The sequence below is a fragment of the Frankia sp. CpI1-P genome (assembly GCF_001421075.1).
Lineage (GTDB): Bacteria > Actinomycetota > Actinomycetes > Frankiales > Frankiaceae > Frankia > Frankia torreyi.
In genome coordinates, this window is the sequence record NZ_LJJX01000029.1 from 24,934 (window position 1) to 43,587 (window position 18,654).

An 18,654-nucleotide genomic window follows, 5' to 3' on the forward strand; every position below is an offset into this window, starting at 1 on the left:
GGGTTCTTCCCGATCAAGCGGCCGGCTTCATGCCATCTGGGCATCGGCGTTCGTCTGTGCGCATCCGGGTTACTCCGGTTACTCCGGCCGCGGCTGGGCGGCGTCCTCCCCGCCTGCCGTGACACGCTCGGCCCGCCGGAGATGGCAGGGTTGGGCCATGGAGGTTCTCGGTCATCGCGGTAGCAGGGTTCCTGGCCCGGAGAACACGGTCGAGGCTGTGGACGCGGCGCTGTGTGCCGGGGCGGACGGCGTCGAGATCGACGTCCGCCGCAGCGCCGACGGGGATCTGGTATGCGTGCACGACGCCCGGCTGTCCAAGCCGGCCGGGCGGGCGATCGTCCGGCAACCCACCGAGGCGCTGCGCGCCCGCGGCATCCCGTTGCTCGACGAGATCCTCGACGTCTGGGCCGGCCGCGGCCGGCTGATCTGCGAGATCAAGAACCAGCCCGGCCAGCCGGACTTCGACGCCCCCCGGGAGCGCACGGCGCGGGCCCTCGCCGAGCGGCTGCGTGCCCGGGGCTGGACGGGGCCACGGCCCACCGTGGCCGACCTCGACGCCGGCGCCGGCGGCATCACGGTGTCGTCGTTCGACTGGTTCGCCATCGAGGCCCTGCGCGACGCGGAGCTGGCCGTCACGACGGCGTTCCTGACGATGCCGCGGATGTCCGTCAGCGGCGGCCTCGCCTACGCGCGGTCCGCGGGCCACGCCGAGCTGCATGCCCACACCAGCGCCGTGCTCGGCTCGCCGGACGCGGGCGCCCGCGCCCGACAGGCCGGCGTACGCCTGGTGACGTGGACAGTCACCGCCGTCGACGCCGCCCGCCGGCTACAGGACGCCGGGGTCGCCGGGGCGATCTGCGACGACCCGGTCGAGATCCGCCGAGCCCTCGGCGCCCCGCCAACCCCGGGCACCTCGCCCGCCCCGGGCATCTCGCGTGGCGCGGACACGCCGCACGGGGTGGAAGCCCCCCAGGACGACTGAGGCGAGACGGGAACCACCCCTCCCCACTCCTGATCGTCCCGGCAGGGATTACGGCCGAAATGCGGCCACATCGTGTCGAGGAACAAGGGCGNCATTCCGGGCGCGGACCGTGNTCGAGCCTCGGCGCGATTCCGTACACGATCGATCACAGCGGCTGGCGGGCGCCCGAACGGTGCCCGGAATCCGGACCGTGGACGGCGGGTCGCCCGTCGGCGTGGGCTTCGGACGTACTCGTCCGACTCGTCTGACTCGTCCGAGAAATCGCGACACCTGCCGCCAATGCGGGCGGACCTGCGCAGGCCGGACCGTGTCGGCGGAGCCGCCGGGTGGGGTGGCCGGCGGGCAGGCCGGTCGGCGGGCAGGCCGGTCGGGGCCGAGGCGGCTGGTCAGGCGATGACGCGCAGGGCCCGCGGGTGGTGGGTGAGCGTGACGTCGACGTACTCGCCGAGGTACTCGCCGTCCATCTGCAGCGGCAGCGGGTGATCCGCGAGGAACCGGATCACGGCCGCGTCGTGGCGGCGCACGACGTTGCGCCCGTGCGGACCGCGCCCGTCTCCCAGGATCTGCGAGGCCGTGCGCAGCACGCTGGACAGCCGCACCCGGCGCAGCGCCAGCAGGTCCAGCCCGGTGTCGAACGACGCCTCGGGGCAGGCCAGCACCGGACGGGAGTTCAGGTAGGTCCACGGGCGGGTGTTGCAGACGATGCCGAGGGCGATGCGCTCCTCGGCGCTCCCGGCCGCCTCGGCGTCCGCCTGCCCGGAATCGGCCGGCACGCTGGCGTCGGCGGGGAGAGCGGCGTCGGCGGGGAGAGCGGCGTCGACGGGAAGGCTGTGGGCGTCGGTCGTCTCCAGGGTGATGGGCGGGGCGCCCCGATCGGCGCCGCGGGTCACCTGGCCCGCCGCCGTCCGCAGGAACAGGCCGGCGCTGTTGCGGCGCCCCTTGCGCCGCTTCTCCTCGGCCTGCGCGACCACCCGCGCGTCCAGCCCGATGCCGAAGCAGAACGTGAACCAGCGGCCCTCGTCGCCGTACTCGGCGCGACCGATGCTGATCCGGCGGCTGCGCCCCTCGCGCAACGCGTCCAGCAGCTCGCCGGTCGCCTCCACCGGCGAGGCCGAATATCCCAGGGCCCGAGCGAACACGTTCGTGCTGCCACCCGGCACCACCGCGAGCGCTGGCCCGTCGTCGATCGGGCCGTTCTGAAGCAACCCGTTGGTGATCTCGTTGACGGTGCCGTCCCCGCCGAGCGCGATCACCACGTCGACGCCGAGCTCGACGNCCCGCGCCCCCAGCTCGACCCCGTGGCCGCGGCCTTTGGTCAGCACGGTCTCCATCGCGACGTCCGCCGCGAGCGCGCTGGCGAGGACGTCACGAACACGTTCGGTTGTGGTGGTGGCGACGGGGTTGACGACCAGCAGCCCTCGCATGCCTCTACCGTAGTCCGCCCGCCCATCCCGGGCGGCGGCTGGGAAAACTCTCACATCGGTGAAACCGGGGGGCCCGGGTGTCAGCGTCGTCGCGATCGCCGGATCCCACACTCGGTCGCGAATCGGTACAAATCCCCTGCAACGGGCGCACGGGGGAGTCGGGTGACGGCGGAGTCGTGTAACGGCAACGGCGACCCCGTCCGCGCCCGGCTGGGCAGCGGGGCGCCGGGTCCGGGTCCGGGGCCGGGAGACCGGTCGGGCCGCCTGGGAGACCGTTCTGGTCGCCTGGGAGACCGTTCTGGTCGCCTGGAAGACCGGTCTGGCCGCTGGGAGACGTAGTGTCGGAACCATGGGATCCACGAGCCGTCCCGGGCAGCCGGCCGGCGGCCGGTTCGACGAGCTGCGTGAGGCCGCGCGCACGGCGTCCGTGCCGGCCTGGGTGGCGAGCGTTCTGCTTGCCGCCGAGGCGCTCGTCCTGTTGGCGCTGGGCGTCCTGCAGGTGCTGCGCGGATTCGGTTCCGACATCGACGACGTCGGGCGCGCCGAGACCGGTGGGGTTCTCGCGATCCTCGGCGCCGTGGGCGTGGCCGTGCTCGCGGCGGGAGTGCTGCGGCGCGGGGCGTCCTACCGGTCGCCCACGCTCGTCGTGCAGATCCTCTGCCTGCCCGTCGCCTGGGGGCTGGTGCAGGCCGGCGACTACGGCTACGGCATCCCGCTGTTCGTCGTCCCACTCGTGATTGTCGTGGCCCTGCTGGCCTCGGTCGGGTTCGGTCCGTCGGCCGCCAGCGCCCGCGGCCCCGCCACCCACGCGGGGCAGGACGAGGACGCCGGACGCGGCGACGGCAGGCAGGTGCCGCGGGGGCCGCAGCGTCCCTGAGACAGGCGCGGTACGCGTTCGTGAGGTTGTGGCGGTCCTGCGGCGGTACGCGACCTGGCGAGGCCAGATGACCGGAGCTCCACCAGATGACCGGAGTCGGAGGGGTCTAGCCGTCCTCGAGCAGGCCGCGGCGTAGCTGGGCCAGGGTCCGGGCCAGCAGCCGGGACACGTGCATCTGGGATATTCCGAGCTCGGTGGCGATCTGCGACTGGGTCATGTTGCCGAAGAAGCGCAGGAGCAGGATGCGCTTCTCCCGCGGCGGGAGCTTCTCCAGCAGCGGCTTGAGCGACTCGCGGTACTCCACGCCCTCCAGGGATTCGTCCTGGACGCCCAGGGTGTCCGCGACGGCGGGAGCCTCGTCGTCACCGGAGTCCGGCGCGTCGAGGGAGACCGCCGAGTAGGCGTTGGCCGATTCGAGCCCCTCGAGGACGTCCTCCTCACTCATCTGCAGATGCCGGGCGATCTCGCTGACGGTGGGGGAGCGGCCGAGTGTCTGGGACAGCTCGGACGTCGCCTTCGTCAGCGAGAGCTTGAGCTCCTGCAACCGGCGGGGAACCCGGATCGCCCAGCCCTTGTCGCGGAAGTGACGCTTGATCTCGCCGACGATCGTCGGGGTGGCGTAGGTGGAGAACTCCACCCCGCGCTCCGGGTCGAACCGGTCCACCGACTTGATCAGGCCGATCGTGGCGACCTGGACGAGATCGTCGAGCGGCTCACCGCGGTTGCGGAAGCGCCGGGCGAGGTACTCCACCAGCGGCAGGTGCATCCGGACGAGCTGGTCGCGGATGGCGGCGCGTTCCGCGTCGCCCTCGGGCAGCTCGGCGAGGCGCACGAACAGCGCCCGGGCCATCGCCCGGTCGGGAGAGTGGGTGCGTTCGGTGCCCTCGCGCTCGGGTTCGGCGCTCGGCGCCGGCTGGGCCGCGACCTCGGTGCCGAGGTCCGGCTCCTGGCCGNGCTCGGCGGGATGTTCGTCCAGGGCAGCCCCCCGCTGGCTCAGCGCGGCCACCGGGTCCACCGCGGGGGTGTCATGGGCGGCTGCCGTACGGGGCGGAGTCGGAGTTCTGCCGGTTGACGTCACGGTGTACCTACCGCGTCACCCAATGGTGTCTGGTCGGCCGCACCCGATCCGCGGACGTGTCCCGCCGGCGGCTCGCCGAGATCCGCCCGCACGCCCCGGCGTTTCTGCAGCGTGATGCTCACCTTGTTGCCCGGGCCGGTGGAGGTGTCCACATCCCCCGCGAGGGCCTTGAGCACCGTCCAGGCGAAGGTGTCCTCCGACGGGGNCTCGCCGTCGAGGCTCTCGACCGTCACCAGCACGTGCATCACCCCGGGCGAGAGCGTGAACGTGCAGTCGAGCGACGACCCGGGCACCGCCGAGACGAGCAGCAGCGCGCACNCCTCGTCCACGGCGATCCGCAGGTCCTCGATGTCGTCGAGGGTGAAGTCGAGCCTGGCCGCGAGGGATGCCGTGGCGGTGCGCAGGACAGTCAGGTACGCACTGGCCGCGGGCAGGGTGAGCGCGACGACGTCGCGCAGTCCGCCGGAGTGGGCGGTTTGGCTGTCGATGGTGTCGGAGTTCTCCGCGCCGCCGGTCGAAGGCGTCGGATCCACGTTCCTACCCCCAAAGAGCCTGCATAGTGCGAGGAGGAACCCTCGCGGGTGGTCCGCCGGCCGGAGCCGGCCGAACGATGATGTTGTGAATGACTGCCTTCCCGCTCACCGACGGCATCATGCATCTCCGCGGCGGCCGTGACGTCCCTCATGGCCGGTCGCGATCCGCTCCGTCGGCGGCCGGCGACGGCCACCGCCTCCACCGTACCCAGCCGCCGGTGGGTCCCGCAGGTCGGGTGATCGTAAGCCCTCGCCGTCGGCGCCCTTCCGTGCCTGGCCGGCGCCGGTGCCGACCAGGCACGCGGGGCCCAGAAACGGGGACGAACCGCCGGGTCGGGCCCCGATCCGGGCCGAAGCGGCGGGATCAGGCCGGATCGGCGGTGCCGGCGCCGGGGCGAGGGCGGCCCAGGGCGGCGAGATCGGTGAGGGCGTCGCCGTCCACCCGCCAGGTCGACCACCCGGTCAGCGGCCGCGCCGCCAGCGAGCGGTAGAACGCCTGCGCCGGCGTGTTCCAGTCGAGCACGGCCCATTCGAGCCGCCGGTAGCCGCGCTTGACGCAGACCGTGGCGAGTGCGGCGAGCAGCGCCCGGCCATGGCCGCCACGGCGGTGCTCCGGCCGCACGAACAGGTCGATCAGGTGCATGCCGGACTGGCCGGTCCAGGTGGAGAAGGTCGGATGCCAGATCGCGAAGCCCACGACGGGGGGTGGATGCGCCACCCCGGCCGGAAGCGCACCGCCGGTCGGGAGTGGGCCCCCGGACGGGAGCGGCCCCCCGGTCGGAAGTGGTCCCCCGGACGGGGGTGGTCCCCCGTCCGGGGTGGCACCCGCGGGTGGTTGGTCGGCCGTGGCCACGAGGCAGTAGGCGGCCGGGATCGGGCCGAACAGGGCGGCCTGCAGATCGGCCGGGGTCATGGCGACCCGGTCCGCTTCGCGCTCGTAGCCGGCGAGCGCCCGGACCAGCTCCAGGACGACCTCGACGTCCCCGGGGCCGGCCACCCGGATCATCGTGATCCGCCCGCCACGGCGCCGGCGGCGCGTAGCTCGTCGTAGAAGGCCAGGCAGTCGCGGTAGGCCGGCAGCAGGCNCGCCGACTCTGCCTCCTTCAGCGAGGGGGCCGAGTCGTCCTTCTCCGACAGCAGCGGCGTGAGATCATCGGGCCAGGGCAGCGCCAGATCGGGGTCGAGCGGGTTGACGCCGTGCTCGCGACCGGGGGTGTAAGGCGTCGAGCACAGGTAGGAGATCGCCGCGTCGTCGGTCAGCGCCATGAAGGCGTGCCCCAGGCCCTCCGAGACGTACAGGCCCCGCCGGTCGACGTCGTCGAGCAGGACCGAGGCGAAGGTGCCGAACGTCGGCGATCCGGTGCGGATGTCAACGACGCAGTCGAGCACCCGCCCGCGCACGCAGGTCACGTACTTCGCCTGACTGGGTGGCACCTGAGCGTAGTGCACGCCGCGAAGGGTTCCGGCCCGGCTGACGCTGTGATTGGCCTGCGACAGGGTCAGCGGATGGCCCACGACCTCGGCAAGCGCGTCGGAGCGGAACCACTCCAGGAAGGTCCCGCGGCTGTCGGAGTNCTGACGCGGGGTGAACACCCAGGCGTCTGGAACCGATAGTTCGCTGATCTCCACGACAGCGAAGGTACCGGTTCGACCAGTTGCCTCCCCNCAGGCCGGACCGTCGGGTCGGCGCGCGTTGGNGCGCAGGGGTGGCTCGTGCGGAGCGCCGGCTCCGATGATGCGGCCGGTGTCGTGCGCCGACGTCCACGGTGGGGGCAGCGGCGACGGTGGGGGCAGCGTCCACCGTGGGGTCTAGAGCACCTTGGACAGGAAGGCGCGGGTGCGCTCGTGCGTCGGTGCGGTGAGCAGGGTGGCCGGCGGCCCGACTTCGACGACCCTGCCGGCGTCCATGAAGACGACGGTGTCGGCCGCCTGGCGGGCGAACCCGAGCTCGTGCGTGACCACGATCATCGTCATCCCCTCGGTGGCGAGCTGGCGCATGATCTCCAGTACCTCGCCGACCAGCTCGGGGTCGAGCGCGGAGGTCGGCTCGTCGAACAGCATCAGCTTGGGGCGCATCGCGAGCGCCCGGGCGATCGCGACCCGCTGCTGCTGCCCGCCGGAGAGCTCGGCGGGGTAGGCGCCCGCCCGATCGGCGAGGCCCACTCGGGCCAGCAGCGCCCGGCCCCGTTCGACGGCCTCGGACCGCCGCTCGGCGCGCACCCGGACCGGGGCCTCGATGATGTTCTCCAGGGCGGTCAGGTGTGGGAAGAGGTTGAACCGTTGGAACACCATCCCGATCTCCCGGCGCTTGCGCGCGATGTCGCGGGGCCGCAGCTCCCGGATCCGCCCGCGGTGCTCGCGGTAACCGACGAGCTCCCCGTCGACCTCCAGCCGGCCACCACTGATCTGCTCCAGGTGGTTGATGCAGCGCAGGAATGTGGTCTTCCCGGAGCCGGATGGCCCGATCAGGCAGGTCACCTCGCCGGGGACCACGGTCAGGGAGACCTCCCGAAGGGCGACGTGCTGGCCGAACGACTTGCGCACCCGCTCGGCGCGGACCATCGGCACCGCGGTGCCGCTCACCGGCGCTCCCCGACGCGGGCCAGGGTTCCGCGGGCGAAGCGGCGCTCGAGCTGGTGCTGCCCGACCGTGAGCACCGAGGTCAGTGCGAGGTACCACAGCGCCGCCACGATCAACAGCGGGATTGTCTGGAAGTTGCGGGCGTAGATGAGTCGAGTGGCGTTGAGCAGCTCGTTGTAGGAGATCACGCTCACCAGGGAGGTCGTCTTGAGCATCGAGATGGTCTCGTTGCCGGTGGGTGGAATGATCGTCCGCATGGCCTGNGGNAGCACGATGCGCCGCAGCGTCAGCGCCCGGGACATGCCGAGCGCGGACGCCGCNTCGGTCTGGCCCGCATCGACGCCGTTGATGCCGGCGCGCACGATCTCGGCCATGTAGGCGGCCTCGTTGAGGCCGAGCCCGAGCACCGCCGCGGCGAACAGCGGCACGATGTGGTTGGCGTCGCCGGAGACGAAGCTCGGCCCGAACGGTATTCCGAGCGAAAGCCGGGGGTACAGCGCGCCGATGAAGCTCCAGAACAGGATCTGCACCAGCAGCGGTGTGCCCCGGAAGAACCAGATGTACAGCCAGGCGGCGCCGGCCACGACCGGGTTCGGCGACATCCGCAGGATGGCCAGCACGATTCCGCCGACGATCCCGATCGCCATCGCGATGACCGTCAGGTAGACGGTGGCCCACAGGCCGCGGAGCACCGGCTCGGCGAACAGGTAGTCGCCGACGGTGCCCCACTGGAAATTCCGGTTGGTGACGAGGGAGTGCACCCCCATCGCGGCGAGGACGCCGATGGCCACGCCGGCCGCCCACCGGCCGGGATGGCGTAGCGGCACGGCGTCGACGTCCACCCCGACCCCCGTCCCGGGCGCGGCGCCGGCCGCCGGCGCCGGCGCGGGATCGGTGGCGAGGGCGGGATCGGTGGCGAGGGCGGGATCGGCGGCAGGGGTGGGGTCGGTGGCGGGGGTGGTGGCGCCGCGCGGGGGCGGCGAGGCGTCCGCGGTCGTCATCCGGTCGCGCCGTTGATCCGCGGGGCACTGATGGCCCCGTCCCGGACCCCCCACCGGTCGAGGATCTTCGCGTAGGCGCCGTCGTCGATCAGCTTTGNCATGGCGGCGCGCAGCGCAGCGGCCAGGCCCNAGTTCTTCGGCACGGCGATGCCGTAGGGCGCGGTCCCGTAGGGCTTCCCCACAATCCTGATCTTTCCGCCGGACAGCTTCGCCTGGTAGTCGGCGACCGGCGAGTCCGCCATCGACACNTCGGCGCGGCCCGCGGTGAGGGCCAGGTTGGCGCCGTTCTGGTCGTCATAGTTCTGCACGGTGACCTTGGGCCTGCCCGCCGCCGTGCACCGGCCGCTCTGGTCGCCGGCGTCGGTCTGCTGGGTGGTGCCGGTCTCCACCGCCACCGTGCGCCCGCACAGGTCGGCCAGCGTGGCGATCTCCACCCCACCCTGGCCGCGGGTCATGAAGGAGGTGCCCGCGGAGTAGTAGGTCACGAAGTCGACCTGCTTCTGGCGCTCTTTGGTGTCGGTGAAGGACGACATACCGACGTCATATCGGCCGGAGGCGAGACCGGGCAGGATCGAGTCGAAGACCACCTGCGTGGGCTGGACCTTGAGACCCAGGACACCGCCGAGCGCGCGGGCCAGGTCGATATCCATTCCGATGATGGTTTTTCCGTCCGTGTCGAAGAACTCGTTCGGTGCGTAGGACGGGTCGGTGGCGACCGTGAGCGTCCCCTTGTCGCGGCTGCTTTGGGGTAGTTGACCTGCGATGACGTGGTCGGTGGCGGTTGTCGTCGCCGACGTGGCCGTGGTGTTGGAGTTGTCATCGCCACAGCCCGCCACGATCGTCAGCAGCGCGAGGCTCATGACCAGGGCAGATATCCTCGCACCATGACGAAAAACGCCGCTGTGCACTGATGACCTCCAGGATTCGGGTGGAGCGTTATGTGATGTGGGCGGTGTCCGAGTGCACCAAACCCTGATCATGTGACGTCTCCGCTACGCTCGCGCACCCGCTCCGTGTCGACATGTTTCGTTTGCGTTGCGATGGGGTTCGTCCGAGGTTCACCGTGGGCGAACCTTCGGCGAGAGCCCGACCGGGTCGGCGTGCGATATTGGAAGTAACCCCGGGCAACCCCCGGGCGCTCGTCCCGCTTCACGATCACCAAACATCGTGGAGTGGGGCCGCTCAGGCCCGCCCTCCCGCGGACACGGCACGCACGGAGGGCGGGCGTCTTGTAGCGCCGCCCAGGTGGTACCACGATCGCCCACGGGGCCACCGGCGGCATGTCCGAGGAGCAATCTCCGTGACCGCAACCACTGACCACTCGACCCTCGACTCCACCGCCGCGTCGGAACTGGCCGGGGTCAGCCCGCGCCCGTCCGACGACGATCCCGCCTTCGCCCTGCACCGCGGCGGTAAGATCGGCATCGCGCTCACCGTCCCCCTGGAGAACCGCGAGGACCTCTCGCTGGCCTACACTCCCGGGGTCGCGCGGGTGTGCACGGCGATCGCCGAGACGCCGGCACTCGCCGACGACTACACCTGGCGGTCCAACACCGTCGCAGTCGTCACCGACGGAACCGCCGTGCTCGGCCTCGGTGACATCGGCCCCCTGGGTTCCCTGCCGGTCATGGAGGGCAAGGCGGCCCTGTTCAAGCACTTCGGCGGCGTCGACGCCGTCCCGCTCGCGCTCGCCTGCACCGACGTCGAGGAGATCGTCGAGACCGTCGTCCGGCTCGCGCCGAGCTTCGGCGGGATCAACCTCGAGGACATCTCGGCGCCGCGGTGCTTCGCGATCGAGCGCCTCCTGCAGGACCGCGTCGACATCCCGGTCTTCCACGACGACCAGCACGGCACCGCGATCGTCGCCCTGGCCGCGCTGGAGAACGCCGCCAAGCTGACCGGGCGCACCCTCGGCGACCTGCGTGCCGTGGTGTCCGGCGCGGGTGCGGCCGGAGTGGCGGTGACCCGCATCCTGCTGGCCGCCGGCATCGGCGACATCGCGGTCGGTGACAGCCGTGGCATCATCTACCCCGGCCGCGACGCCCTCACCCCGGTGAAGGCCGCGCTCGCCGCCGAGACCAACTCCGCCGGCCTGACCGGTTCGATCACCGACGCGCTGCGCGGCGCCGACGTGTTCCTCGGCCTGTCCTCCGGGCAGGTGCCGGAGGAGGCGGTCGCCACCATGGCGCCCGAGGCGATCATCTTCGCGATGGCGAACCCGGACCCCGAGGTGGAGCCCGCGATCGCCCACAAGTACGCCCGCATCGTCGCCACCGGGCGCAGCGACTACCCCAATCAGATCAACAACGTGCTGGCGTTCCCCGGCGTGTTCCGCGGTGCGCTCGACGTGCGGGCCAGCCGGGTGACGGAGGGCATGAAGCTCGCCGCCGCCACGGCGCTCGCCGACGTGATCGCCGACGAGCTGGCCGAGGACCTCATCATCCCGAGCGTGTTCGACCCCCGGGTGGCCCCGGCCGTCTCGGCGGCTGTCGCCGCGGCCGCCCGGGCCGACGGGGTCGCCCGGCGCTGAGGAAGGTCCACGACGGTCGGGAACCCCGCAGGTAGCCGCCTGCGGGGTTCCCGGGCCCGCAGGCGGGCGGCCTCAGACTCGACCGCACCCCTGGCACGGCCGGTGCTCGACGGCGTCGTCGAGCGGGCGCAGCGTCCCGCAGCCCTTGTAGGAGCAGCAGACGAAGTCCGCCGACATGACGGTGATGACCGGCGTGCCGTCGACCATGACCGTGGCGGGTGCCTCCGGGATCGGGATGATGCTCCGGCGGCGAAAGCTCAGCCGCCGGTGCGCCCCGCGCCGAGGGGGCGTCTCTGACGGGTCGTCCCGGGTCACCACGGTTTGTTCACCGCACCGTCCACGCTTGTCGTACCCACGGCGATGAGTTCAGCACAACGGACCGTGGGACGCGCGGCCCGGGGCGGATGATCCCTGTTCGTCGGAAATGGCCTCGGCATCCCCCTTGCGGCCGCCTTGAGTTGCTCGCGCCCGCGGCCGGGCGGCCGTAGGTTCGTGGGGTGCTCGCAGCCGCCGCGATCTCCCTGCATCCCGATGCCCCTCTCGATGGTCTGTCCATCGGCGAGCAGCCTGAGCCCGCGCCGCCGGAGGAGTGGGCCACCGTCACGGTGCGGGCCGCCTCGCTGAACCATCACGACCTCTTCAGTCTGCGTGGAGTGGGTCTGCCGGCCGACCGTCTCCCGATGATCCTCGGCTGTGACGCCGCCGGGGTGACCGCCGAGGGGGAGGAGGTCGTCGTGCATGCGGTGATCGGTGATCCGGCTGCGGGGGCCGGCGACGAGACGCTGGACCCGCGGCGAACCCTACTGTCCGAGCTGCATCCGGGCACCCTCGCCGAGCGGGTCGCGGTGCCCCGGCGCAACCTCGTGCCGAAGCCCGCCGGGCTGACGTGGGAGGAAGCGGCGTGCCTGCCGACGGCCTGGCTCACCGCCTACCGGATGGTGGTGTCCCGGGCCGGCCTGCCCGCGGGCGGCGGCGGGACGCTGCTCGTCCAGGGAGCCGGCGGCGGGGTGGCGACCGCCGCCCTGCTGATCGGCAAGGCCGCGGGGCACACCGTCTTCGTGACCTCCCGGGACACCGGCAAGCGGGCGCGGGCCACTGCCCTCGGTGCCGACGGGGTGTTCGAGTCCGGCGCCCGGCTGCCGAAGCGGGTCGACGCCGTCATCGAGACCGTCGGTGCGGCCACCTGGAGCCATTCGGTCAGGTCCCTGCGGCCCGGCGGGCGCATCGTCGTCTCCGGCGCGACCAGCGGCCCGAATCCGCCGGCCGAGCTCACCCGGATCTTCTTCCTGCAGTTGTCCGTGGTGGGCTCCACGATGGGCAGCCGGGAGGAGCTCGTCGATCTGCTCGCCTTCCTGGAGCGCACCGGCATCCGCCCGCCGGTGCAGGAGGTACGCCCGCTGTCCGCGGCGCGCGCGGCGTTCGAGCAGCTCGCCGACGGGGATGTCTTCGGCAAGCTGGTGCTCACGCCCTGAGCGCCCGGCCGGCTCAGAGGTCGGCGTCGTCGTCGGGGCGGGCCAGCCAGGTGGCAAGGCGTTCGACGGCTTCTTCGAACTCCGGGTGGACGTCGACGAACGCCCGCAGCGAGTCGGCGAGTCCCTCGTAGGTCACCGTCTCCGCGCCGCGGCGGTCGGCGAGCTCCTCGATGCCTCGGTCGGTGAAGTACATCCCCGCTCCCGTCGTTCCCGGCGGCGTCTCGGGTCCCGCCGTCCGGCCGGATCAGCGGACAGGACGGCCCCGGCAGAGCCGGGACCGTCCGTCATCCTCGTCGATCTGTCGGTGCGTGCCCGGTCGCTCAGTCCTCGAACGCGGCCTCGACGAGGGCCTGCTGCTCGCGCTCGTGCACCCGCGACGAACCCGACGCCGGGGCCGCCGCCGCCCGCCGGGAGATCCGGCGCAGGCGGATCCCGCCGGGCAGGAACTCGCCGAGGTTGAGCGCCATGTGCGGGTAGGCGCCCTGGTTCGCCGGCTCCTCCTGCACCCAGACGACGTCGGTGAGGTTCGGGTAGCGCTCGAGTGCCTTCGCCAGCTCCGGCCCGGGAGTCGGGTAGAGCTGCTCGACCCGCAGCAGCGCGAACCGCTCGGCGTCGTCGTGCCTGCCCCGGGCGGCGGCCAGGTCGTAGTAGACCTTGCCGGCCGAGAGCAGCACCCGGCGGACCGTCGACGGGTCGGTGACGAAGTCGTCGGGGATCACCGGCTGCCAGCCACCCTCGGTCAGTTCCGCCACCGTCGAGGTGGCGGCCTTGAGCCGGAGCATCGACTTGGGCGTGAAGACGACCAGCNGGCGCCGCACCGGCGAGAGGGTCTGCCGGCGCAGGAGGTGGAAGTAACTGGCGGGGGAGGACGGCGCCGAGACCGTCATGTTGTTGTCCGCGCACAGCGACAGGAACCGCTCGATGCGGGCGGAGGAGTGGTCCGGCCCCTGGCCCTCGTAGCCGTGCGGGAGCAGCAGCGCCAGCGCCGAGCGCTGGCCCCACTTCGCCTCGCCCGCGCTGATGAACTCGTCGATGATCGACTGGGCGCCGTTGGCGAAGTCGCCGAACTGGGCCTCCCAGAGCACCAGCATGTCCGGCCGGGCGACCGCGTAGCCGTACTCGAATCCCATCGCCGCGAACTCGCTGAGCAGCGAGTCGTAGACGTAGAAGGTGCCGACGCCCTCGTTGTTCTCGGTCCCGTCGACGCCGTACCGCAGCGTCCGCAGCGGGGTGTGGTCCTCGGCGCTGTGCCGGTCGACCAGCACGGCGTGCCGCTGGCCGAAGGTGCCACGGCGGCTGTCCTGCCCGGTCAGGCGGACCGACCGGCCGTCGAGGATGAGCGTGCCGAACGCCAGGGTCTCGGCGAGCGCNCAGTCGATCGCGTCGGTCTCGACCATCTGGGTGCGCCGCTCGATCTGGGGGCGCAGCCGGGGGTGGACGGTGAAGCCGTCGGGCAGGTTGACCTGCGTCTCGACGACCTTCTTGACGGCCTCGGCGGAGACCGCGGTGCTGACCGCGGCGGCCGCGGCCGCCTCCTCCGGGGTGGTGACGATCCGCGGCTGCGGCGCGGTGCCCGACGGGGTGGTGTCCCGGGTCTGCGCGAACGCCTTCTCCAGCTCGGCGCGGTAGGACTTCATCGCCTGCTCGGCCTCGTCGCGGGTGATGTCCCCGCGGCCGATCAGCGCCTCGGTGTAGAGCTTGCGCACCGAGCGCTTGCTGGCGATGGTGTCGTACATCAACGGCTGGGTGAACGACGGCTCGTCCATCTCGTTGTGGCCGCGCCGACGGTAGCAGAGCAGGTCGATGACGACGTCCTTGTTGAACGCCTGGCGGTACTGGAAGGCCAGCGCCGCCACCCGCACGCACGCCTCGGGGTCGTCCCCGTTGACGTGGAAGATCGGGGCCTGCACCATCCGAGCGACGTCGGTGGCGTACACCGAGGACCGGCTCGACTCCGGCGAGGTGGTGAACCCGACCTGGTTGTTGATGACCAGGTGGATGGTGCCGCCGGTGCGGTAGCCGCGCAGCTGGGAGAGGTTCAGCGTCTCGGCGACGACCCCCTGCCCGGCGAACGCGGCGTCACCGTGGACGAGGATCGGCAGGACGGTGAAGCCGGCCGTGCCCTTGTCCAGGATGTCCTGCTTTGCCCGGACGACGCCCTCGGTGACCGGGTCGACGGCCTCCAGGTGCGACGGGTTCGCCACGACCGAGACGGGCACCTTGCGCCCCTCGCGGCCGGTGTACACGCCCTCCGCGCCCAGGTGGTACTTCACGTCGCCGGAGCCGTGCGCCGTCTGCGGGTCGAGGTGACCCTCGAACTCGGCGAAGATCTGCCGGTAGGACTTGCCGACGATGTTGGCGAGCACGTTCAGCCGGCCGCGGTGGGCCATGCCGATGACGACCTCGTCGATGCCGGCGTCGGCGGAGCGCTCCAGCACCTCGTCGAGCGTCGGGATCGTCGACTCGGCGCCCTCCAGCGAGAAGCGGCGCTGGCCGACGTACTTCGTCTGCAGGAAGGACTCGAACGCCTCCGCGGCGCCGAGGCGCTCCAGCACGTGCAACTGCTCGGCCGGGTCCGGACGCTCCGCGGACCGCTCGACCCGGGCCTGGATCCAGGCCCGCTCGTCGGGCTCCTGGATGTGCATGTACTCGATGCCGACCCGGCGGCAGTACGAGTCGCGCAGGACGCCGAGCACGTCGCGCAGCGACATCGTCCGCTGGCTCGCGAACCCGCCGACGGCGAACTCCCGGTCGAGGTCCCACAGCGTCAGCCCGTGGCTGATGATGTCCAGGTCGGGGTGGNTGCGGATGGCGAACTCGAGCGGGTTGGTGTCGGCCATCAGGTGACCGCGCACCCGGTAGGCGTGGATCAGCTCCAGCACCCGGGCGTTGTGGTCGAGGTCGCCCTCGTGCACCACGGGCATNTCCGCGACCCAGCGGATGGGTTCGTACGGCACCCGCAGCGACTGGAAGATCTCGTCGTAGAAGCCGTCCTCGCCCAGCAGGAGCTGGTGCATCCGGCGCAGGTACTCGCCGGACTGGGCGCCCTGGATGATGCGGTGGTCGTACGTGCTGGTCAGCGTGATCGTCTTGGAGATCGCGAGCCGGGCCAGCGTGTTGGCCGCGGCGCCGGAGAACTCGGCCGGGTACTCCATCGCGCCGACGCCGATGATCGTGCCCTGGCCCTCCATCAGCCGGGGCACCGAGTGCACCGTGCCGATGCCGCCGGGGTTGGTCAGGCTGATGGTGACGCCGGTGAAGTCGTCGGTGGTCAGCTTGTTGGACCGAGCGCGGCGGACCAGGTCCTCGTAGGCGACCCAGAACTGGCTGAAGTCCAGCGTGTCGGCCTTCTTCACCGCGGCGACGACGAGCTGGCGGCCCTTCGGGGTCACCAGGTCGATGGCCAGCCCGAGGTTGACGTGCTCCGGCTGGACGAGCGCCGGCTTGCCGCCGACCTCGGCGTAGGAGGCGTTCATGGCCGGGTTGCTGGCCAGCGCCTTGACCATCGCGTAGCCGATGATGTGCGTGAACGACACCTTGCCGCCGCTGGAGCGGGCCAGGTGCCGGTTGATGACGATGCGGTTGTCCGCGAGCAGCTTCGCCGGGAACGCCCGCACCGACGTGGCGGTCGGGACGTGCAGCGACGTCTCCATGTTGCTGACCACGCGGGCGGCCGCGCCGCGCAGCGGCGTGGTGGCCGAGCCCTCCGCGCCGGCGGGGGCGGGTGCCGGCTGCTTGGCGGCCGCGACGGGCTTGGCGGCTGCCGGCTTCGCAGGCGCGGAGGGTGCGGGCGTGGCGGGCTTCGCGGGCGCCGCCGCGACGGGCTTCGCGGGCGGGGCCGGAGTAGGCACGGACGCCGGAGCCGCGGGCGGGGTAGGCTTCGCCGCAGACGGCGCCGTGTGGGAGACCTCACCGTCGGGTGAGATCCCGCTTGGTGCCACCTCCGCGGCGGGTGCATCCGCGCCGGGGCCGGCCGGCGGCGCGGTCGGCCGGTAGTCGGAGAGGAACTCCTGCCACTCCGGCGACACGCTTTGTGGATCTTCGAGAAACTGCTGGTAGATCTCGAAGACCAGCCATTCATTGGGTCCGAAGTCAGGTCCTGACGCAGGAACCGTCGGTGCTGTCACGGGGCCATTCGCCTCTATCCACGGTCTCACTTCACGGCCTCCGAAAGGCCCTTCTGCCACCGTCTGCTCAGGCTACCCNCTCTGGACACCCAGGGCAGGGGCGGGCCTGCCCGGTCGGGTCATAGGCACGGTGCGTGCCGGTTCGATGCCGCCCTGCCGCCCACGTGGCCGGTATGTGCGTGGGCGGTCGGCAGCGGAGGGTGACTCGCCCGGCCTTGGTGGCCCCTACCCGATGCGGGCCGTTCGTCCGGTTTCCCGCGCGGGGAACACCCGGGGCGGTCCATCCGTTAAGCTAAGTGTCNCCGGCCCGCATCATGGCCCCCGGACCCAATAAAAGTCGCTTCGAGCGACCTACGCCCGTGAGGCGACCTGGCGGGCCGGCGTCTACGTGGTTCGGATAATGCAGCTCGCCCCGGCGGATCGCCGGGGCGATATCTGCTGTTCGGACCTGCTCACCTGCACCGAGGTGGCCTCCTGCCCGCCCGGCGAGACCGTCCGCCAAGATGCGGTGGCCGGCCGGGCGGTTACGCCGCCGAGCCCTCGGTCACCTGAAGTGATTCCATCCTCCTCGGCCGGCGGTCGGCTGCCCGGCCAGGGTCACGCCCGTTCCGGGCAGCACCAGCCCGATCCGTTCACAGCCCCCGGGGATGGCCGCGGACGGAGGCAGGCAGGCGACGAGCGCGTGGTCCTCGCCGCCGGTGAGCACCCAGTCCAGCGGGTCCGCCCCCAGCTCGGCGGCGGCCGAGCGCAGCGGAGCACCGCCGGCCAGGGCGGTCAGGCCGGCCAGGTCGAGATCGATTCGCATCCCCGAGGCGGCGGCGATGTGGCCGAGGTCCTGGACCAGGCCGTCCGAGACGTCGCACATCGCGTGCGCGCCCGCCGCGGCGAGCGCCGGGCCGAGCGGGTAGGGCGGCCGGGGCCGCCGGTGCGCCGTGACCAGCCCCGCCCAGCCGGCGTCCGCGCCCTGGCCCAGGCCCGCGGTGAGCAGGGCCAGGCCCGCCTCGGCCCGCCCGAGGGAGCCGGCGAGCACGACCACGTCGCCCGGTCGGGCCCCCGAGCGCAGCACCGGCGCCCGGCCCTCGAGATCACCGAGAGCGGTCACCCCCAGCATGATGGAGTCGGCGGAGCTGATGTCGCCGCCGGCGACGGTGGCCCCGGCCCGGGCGCACTCGGCGGCGAGCCCGTCGGCCAGCGCCAGGGCCCAGTCGACGGTGAGATCACCGGGCGCGGCGAAGCCGACGAACAGCCCGGTCGGTCGGGCGCCCATCGCCGCCACGTCCGCGAGGTTCTGCGCCGCGGCCTTGTGCCCGACGTCCAGGCCCGACGACCAGTCCCGCCGGAAGTGGCGGCCCTCCAGCAGCAGGTCGGTGGTGACGACCACCCGGGCGTCCGGCGCGGCCAGCACCGCGGCGTCGTCGCCCGGGCCGACGAGGACGTCCCGGCCGCGGGCGAAACGGGCGGTGATCGCGCGGATCAGCTCGAACTCGCCGAGATCCCGCAGCGTCGCGGTCACGGCGCGCCGGCGCCGCGCAACGACCGGGCGCCGCGGAGGGTGGCACCGAAGCGCCGGTGCCGCCTGCCCGACCGCCTCCGCACGCCCCTGGACCTCCCACTCACCGGCCCAGCACCCCCTCCCGACGGAATGACCGTGATCGCAACATCCACGTCACCTTTTCGTCATGTGCCACTGAAAATCTGACGCGCGTGCATGACCAGCCCTGTCCTTCTGCATGTCGCGTCCGGCCCACCGGGACTCCGGGGGCCGGTCGCCCGCGCGTCCAGGCTCGTCACGGCGGGAGCCCGCCCGGCCGGCATCGGGCCTGGTAGGCCCGCCTGTGGCGCTGCAGCCAGGCCGGGGCAAGATCGAGGGAAAGCACTATCTGCCCTCCACCCCCGAGACCGTCACATGGGGCGAGCTGCCCAACGCACTGACCAGGCCCGTGCTCAGCGTCGACTCCGGCGCCGCGGTCACCTTCGACACGGTCAGCCCGGAGGGGATCCTCGGCGACCAGGGCCGTGACCCCGACGCCTTCCTCGCCGACCTCGGCGT

General features: G+C 72.4%; 11 protein-coding genes and 19 pseudogenes. 5 read left to right on the forward strand and 25 right to left on the reverse strand.

Features of this window, described 5'->3' with window-relative positions; translation table 11 throughout:
* Positions 1-157: 157 nt before the first annotated feature.
* Complete coding sequence (locus tag FF86_RS18995) at positions 158-982, forward strand: glycerophosphodiester phosphodiesterase (RefSeq protein WP_044885351.1); 825 nt, start codon at positions 158-160, stop codon at positions 980-982.
* Positions 983-1,368: 386 nt separating this feature from the next.
* Here FF86_RS18995 and FF86_RS19000 read toward each other — a convergent pair.
* On the reverse strand, positions 1,369-2,257 hold an 889-nt coding region (locus FF86_RS19000; protein ID WP_242419053.1), incomplete at its 5' end, for a diacylglycerol kinase family protein.
* Between the two features lies 1 nt (position 2,258).
* Positions 2,259-2,460, reverse strand: a pseudogene (locus FF86_RS52160) (diacylglycerol kinase); the annotation flags it as partial.
* A 295-nt stretch (positions 2,461-2,755) separates the two neighbouring features.
* Between FF86_RS52160 and FF86_RS19005 the strand changes: the two are divergent.
* On the forward strand, positions 2,756-3,283 hold the full coding sequence (locus FF86_RS19005; protein WP_044885353.1) for a hypothetical protein: 528 nt from the start codon (positions 2,756-2,758) through the stop codon (positions 3,281-3,283).
* Positions 3,284-3,389: 106 nt separating this feature from the next.
* Here FF86_RS19005 and FF86_RS19010 read toward each other — a convergent pair.
* The 15 genes and pseudogenes from FF86_RS19010 to FF86_RS19040 form a co-directional block, all read right to left on the reverse strand.
* A partial coding sequence (locus tag FF86_RS19010; RefSeq protein ID WP_242419054.1) for an RNA polymerase sigma factor SigF occupies positions 3,390-4,236 on the reverse strand: 847 nt, incomplete at its 5' end.
* 121 nt (positions 4,237-4,357) lie between these two features.
* A pseudogene (locus FF86_RS52170) lies at positions 4,358-4,566 on the reverse strand (anti-sigma factor); the annotation flags it as partial.
* A 1-nt stretch (position 4,567) separates the two neighbouring features.
* Positions 4,568-4,679: pseudogene (locus FF86_RS52175) on the reverse strand (anti-sigma factor); the annotation flags it as partial.
* A 1-nt stretch (position 4,680) separates the two neighbouring features.
* Positions 4,681-4,894 (reverse strand): annotated as a pseudogene (locus tag FF86_RS52180) (anti-sigma factor); the annotation flags it as partial.
* 364 nt (positions 4,895-5,258) lie between these two features.
* The gene (locus FF86_RS19020; RefSeq protein ID WP_044885354.1) at positions 5,259-5,900 is read right to left on the reverse strand and encodes a GNAT family N-acetyltransferase; all 642 of its coding nucleotides are present in this window, start codon (positions 5,898-5,900) and stop codon (positions 5,259-5,261) included.
* Positions 5,897-5,979, reverse strand: a pseudogene (locus tag FF86_RS67100) (dTDP-4-dehydrorhamnose 3,5-epimerase); the annotation flags it as partial. The pseudogene FF86_RS67100 and the gene FF86_RS19020, both read right to left, overlap by 4 nt.
* 1 nt (position 5,980) lies before the next feature.
* A pseudogene (locus tag FF86_RS19025) lies at positions 5,981-6,468 on the reverse strand (dTDP-4-dehydrorhamnose 3,5-epimerase family protein); the annotation flags it as partial.
* A 1-nt stretch (position 6,469) separates the two neighbouring features.
* A pseudogene (locus FF86_RS62755) lies at positions 6,470-6,523 on the reverse strand (hypothetical protein); the annotation flags it as partial.
* 180 nt (positions 6,524-6,703) lie between these two features.
* Positions 6,704-7,456, reverse strand: coding sequence for an amino acid ABC transporter ATP-binding protein (locus FF86_RS19030; protein WP_082121893.1), 753 nt, complete (start codon positions 7,454-7,456; stop codon positions 6,704-6,706).
* Between the two features lie 17 nt (positions 7,457-7,473).
* Positions 7,474-7,740 (reverse strand): annotated as a pseudogene (locus FF86_RS52190) (amino acid ABC transporter permease); the annotation flags it as partial.
* Between the two features lies 1 nt (position 7,741).
* Positions 7,742-7,794: pseudogene (locus FF86_RS52195) on the reverse strand (hypothetical protein); the annotation flags it as partial.
* 1 nt (position 7,795) lies between these two features.
* A pseudogene (locus tag FF86_RS52200) lies at positions 7,796-8,475 on the reverse strand (ABC transporter permease subunit); the annotation flags it as partial.
* Positions 8,472-8,572, reverse strand: a pseudogene (locus tag FF86_RS62760) (ABC transporter substrate-binding protein); the annotation flags it as partial. The pseudogenes FF86_RS52200 and FF86_RS62760, both read right to left, overlap by 4 nt.
* Positions 8,573-8,605: 33 nt before the next feature.
* Positions 8,606-8,717, reverse strand: a pseudogene (locus FF86_RS52210) (ABC transporter substrate-binding protein); the annotation flags it as partial.
* 7 nt (positions 8,718-8,724) lie between these two features.
* Positions 8,725-9,455 (reverse strand): annotated as a pseudogene (locus tag FF86_RS19040) (ABC transporter substrate-binding protein); the annotation flags it as partial.
* 371 nt (positions 9,456-9,826) lie between these two features.
* Between FF86_RS19040 and FF86_RS19045 the strand changes: the two are divergent.
* A complete protein-coding gene (locus tag FF86_RS19045) occupies positions 9,827-11,005 on the forward strand; it encodes an NADP-dependent malic enzyme (protein WP_236706482.1) in 1,179 nt (392 codons plus the stop codon).
* 72 nt (positions 11,006-11,077) lie between these two features.
* On the opposite strand, the gene FF86_RS19050 is transcribed toward FF86_RS19045, so the two are convergent.
* Positions 11,078-11,320: a hypothetical protein gene (locus FF86_RS19050; protein ID WP_236706479.1), complete on the reverse strand. Its 243-nt coding sequence runs from the start codon at positions 11,318-11,320 to the stop codon at positions 11,078-11,080.
* A 182-nt stretch (positions 11,321-11,502) separates the two neighbouring features.
* On the opposite strand from FF86_RS19050, the gene FF86_RS19055 reads away from it, so the two are divergent.
* Positions 11,503-12,477: a zinc-binding dehydrogenase gene (locus FF86_RS19055; RefSeq protein WP_044885359.1), complete on the forward strand. Its 975-nt coding sequence runs from the start codon at positions 11,503-11,505 to the stop codon at positions 12,475-12,477.
* 13 nt (positions 12,478-12,490) lie between these two features.
* Here the strand turns inward: FF86_RS19055 and FF86_RS19060 are convergent, their stop codons facing one another.
* The 7 genes and pseudogenes from FF86_RS19060 to FF86_RS19070 form a co-directional block, all read right to left on the reverse strand.
* On the reverse strand, positions 12,491-12,670 hold the full coding sequence (locus tag FF86_RS19060; protein WP_009742177.1) for a DUF6104 family protein: 180 nt from the start codon (positions 12,668-12,670) through the stop codon (positions 12,491-12,493).
* 127 nt (positions 12,671-12,797) lie between these two features.
* Positions 12,798-13,284 (reverse strand): annotated as a pseudogene (gene kgd / locus FF86_RS52215) (multifunctional oxoglutarate decarboxylase/oxoglutarate dehydrogenase thiamine pyrophosphate-binding subunit/dihydrolipoyllysine-residue succinyltransferase subunit); the annotation flags it as partial.
* Position 13,285: 1 nt separating this feature from the next.
* Positions 13,286-13,847 (reverse strand): annotated as a pseudogene (gene kgd, locus FF86_RS52220) (multifunctional oxoglutarate decarboxylase/oxoglutarate dehydrogenase thiamine pyrophosphate-binding subunit/dihydrolipoyllysine-residue succinyltransferase subunit); the annotation flags it as partial.
* Between the two features lies 1 nt (position 13,848).
* Positions 13,849-15,279, reverse strand: a pseudogene (locus FF86_RS52225) (thiamine pyrophosphate-dependent enzyme); the annotation flags it as partial.
* A gap of 1 nt (position 15,280) precedes the next feature.
* Positions 15,281-15,401 (reverse strand): annotated as a pseudogene (locus FF86_RS52230) (hypothetical protein); the annotation flags it as partial.
* A 1-nt stretch (position 15,402) separates the two neighbouring features.
* Positions 15,403-16,604: pseudogene (locus tag FF86_RS52235) on the reverse strand (2-oxo acid dehydrogenase subunit E2); the annotation flags it as partial.
* A 544-nt stretch (positions 16,605-17,148) separates the two neighbouring features.
* On the reverse strand, positions 17,149-18,117 hold the full coding sequence (locus tag FF86_RS19070) for a thiamine-phosphate kinase (RefSeq protein ID WP_044885361.1): 969 nt from the start codon (positions 18,115-18,117) through the stop codon (positions 17,149-17,151).
* 322 nt (positions 18,118-18,439) lie between these two features.
* Here FF86_RS19070 and FF86_RS52240 point away from each other — a divergent pair.
* Positions 18,440-18,654 (forward strand): annotated as a pseudogene (locus tag FF86_RS52240) (acetamidase); the annotation flags it as partial.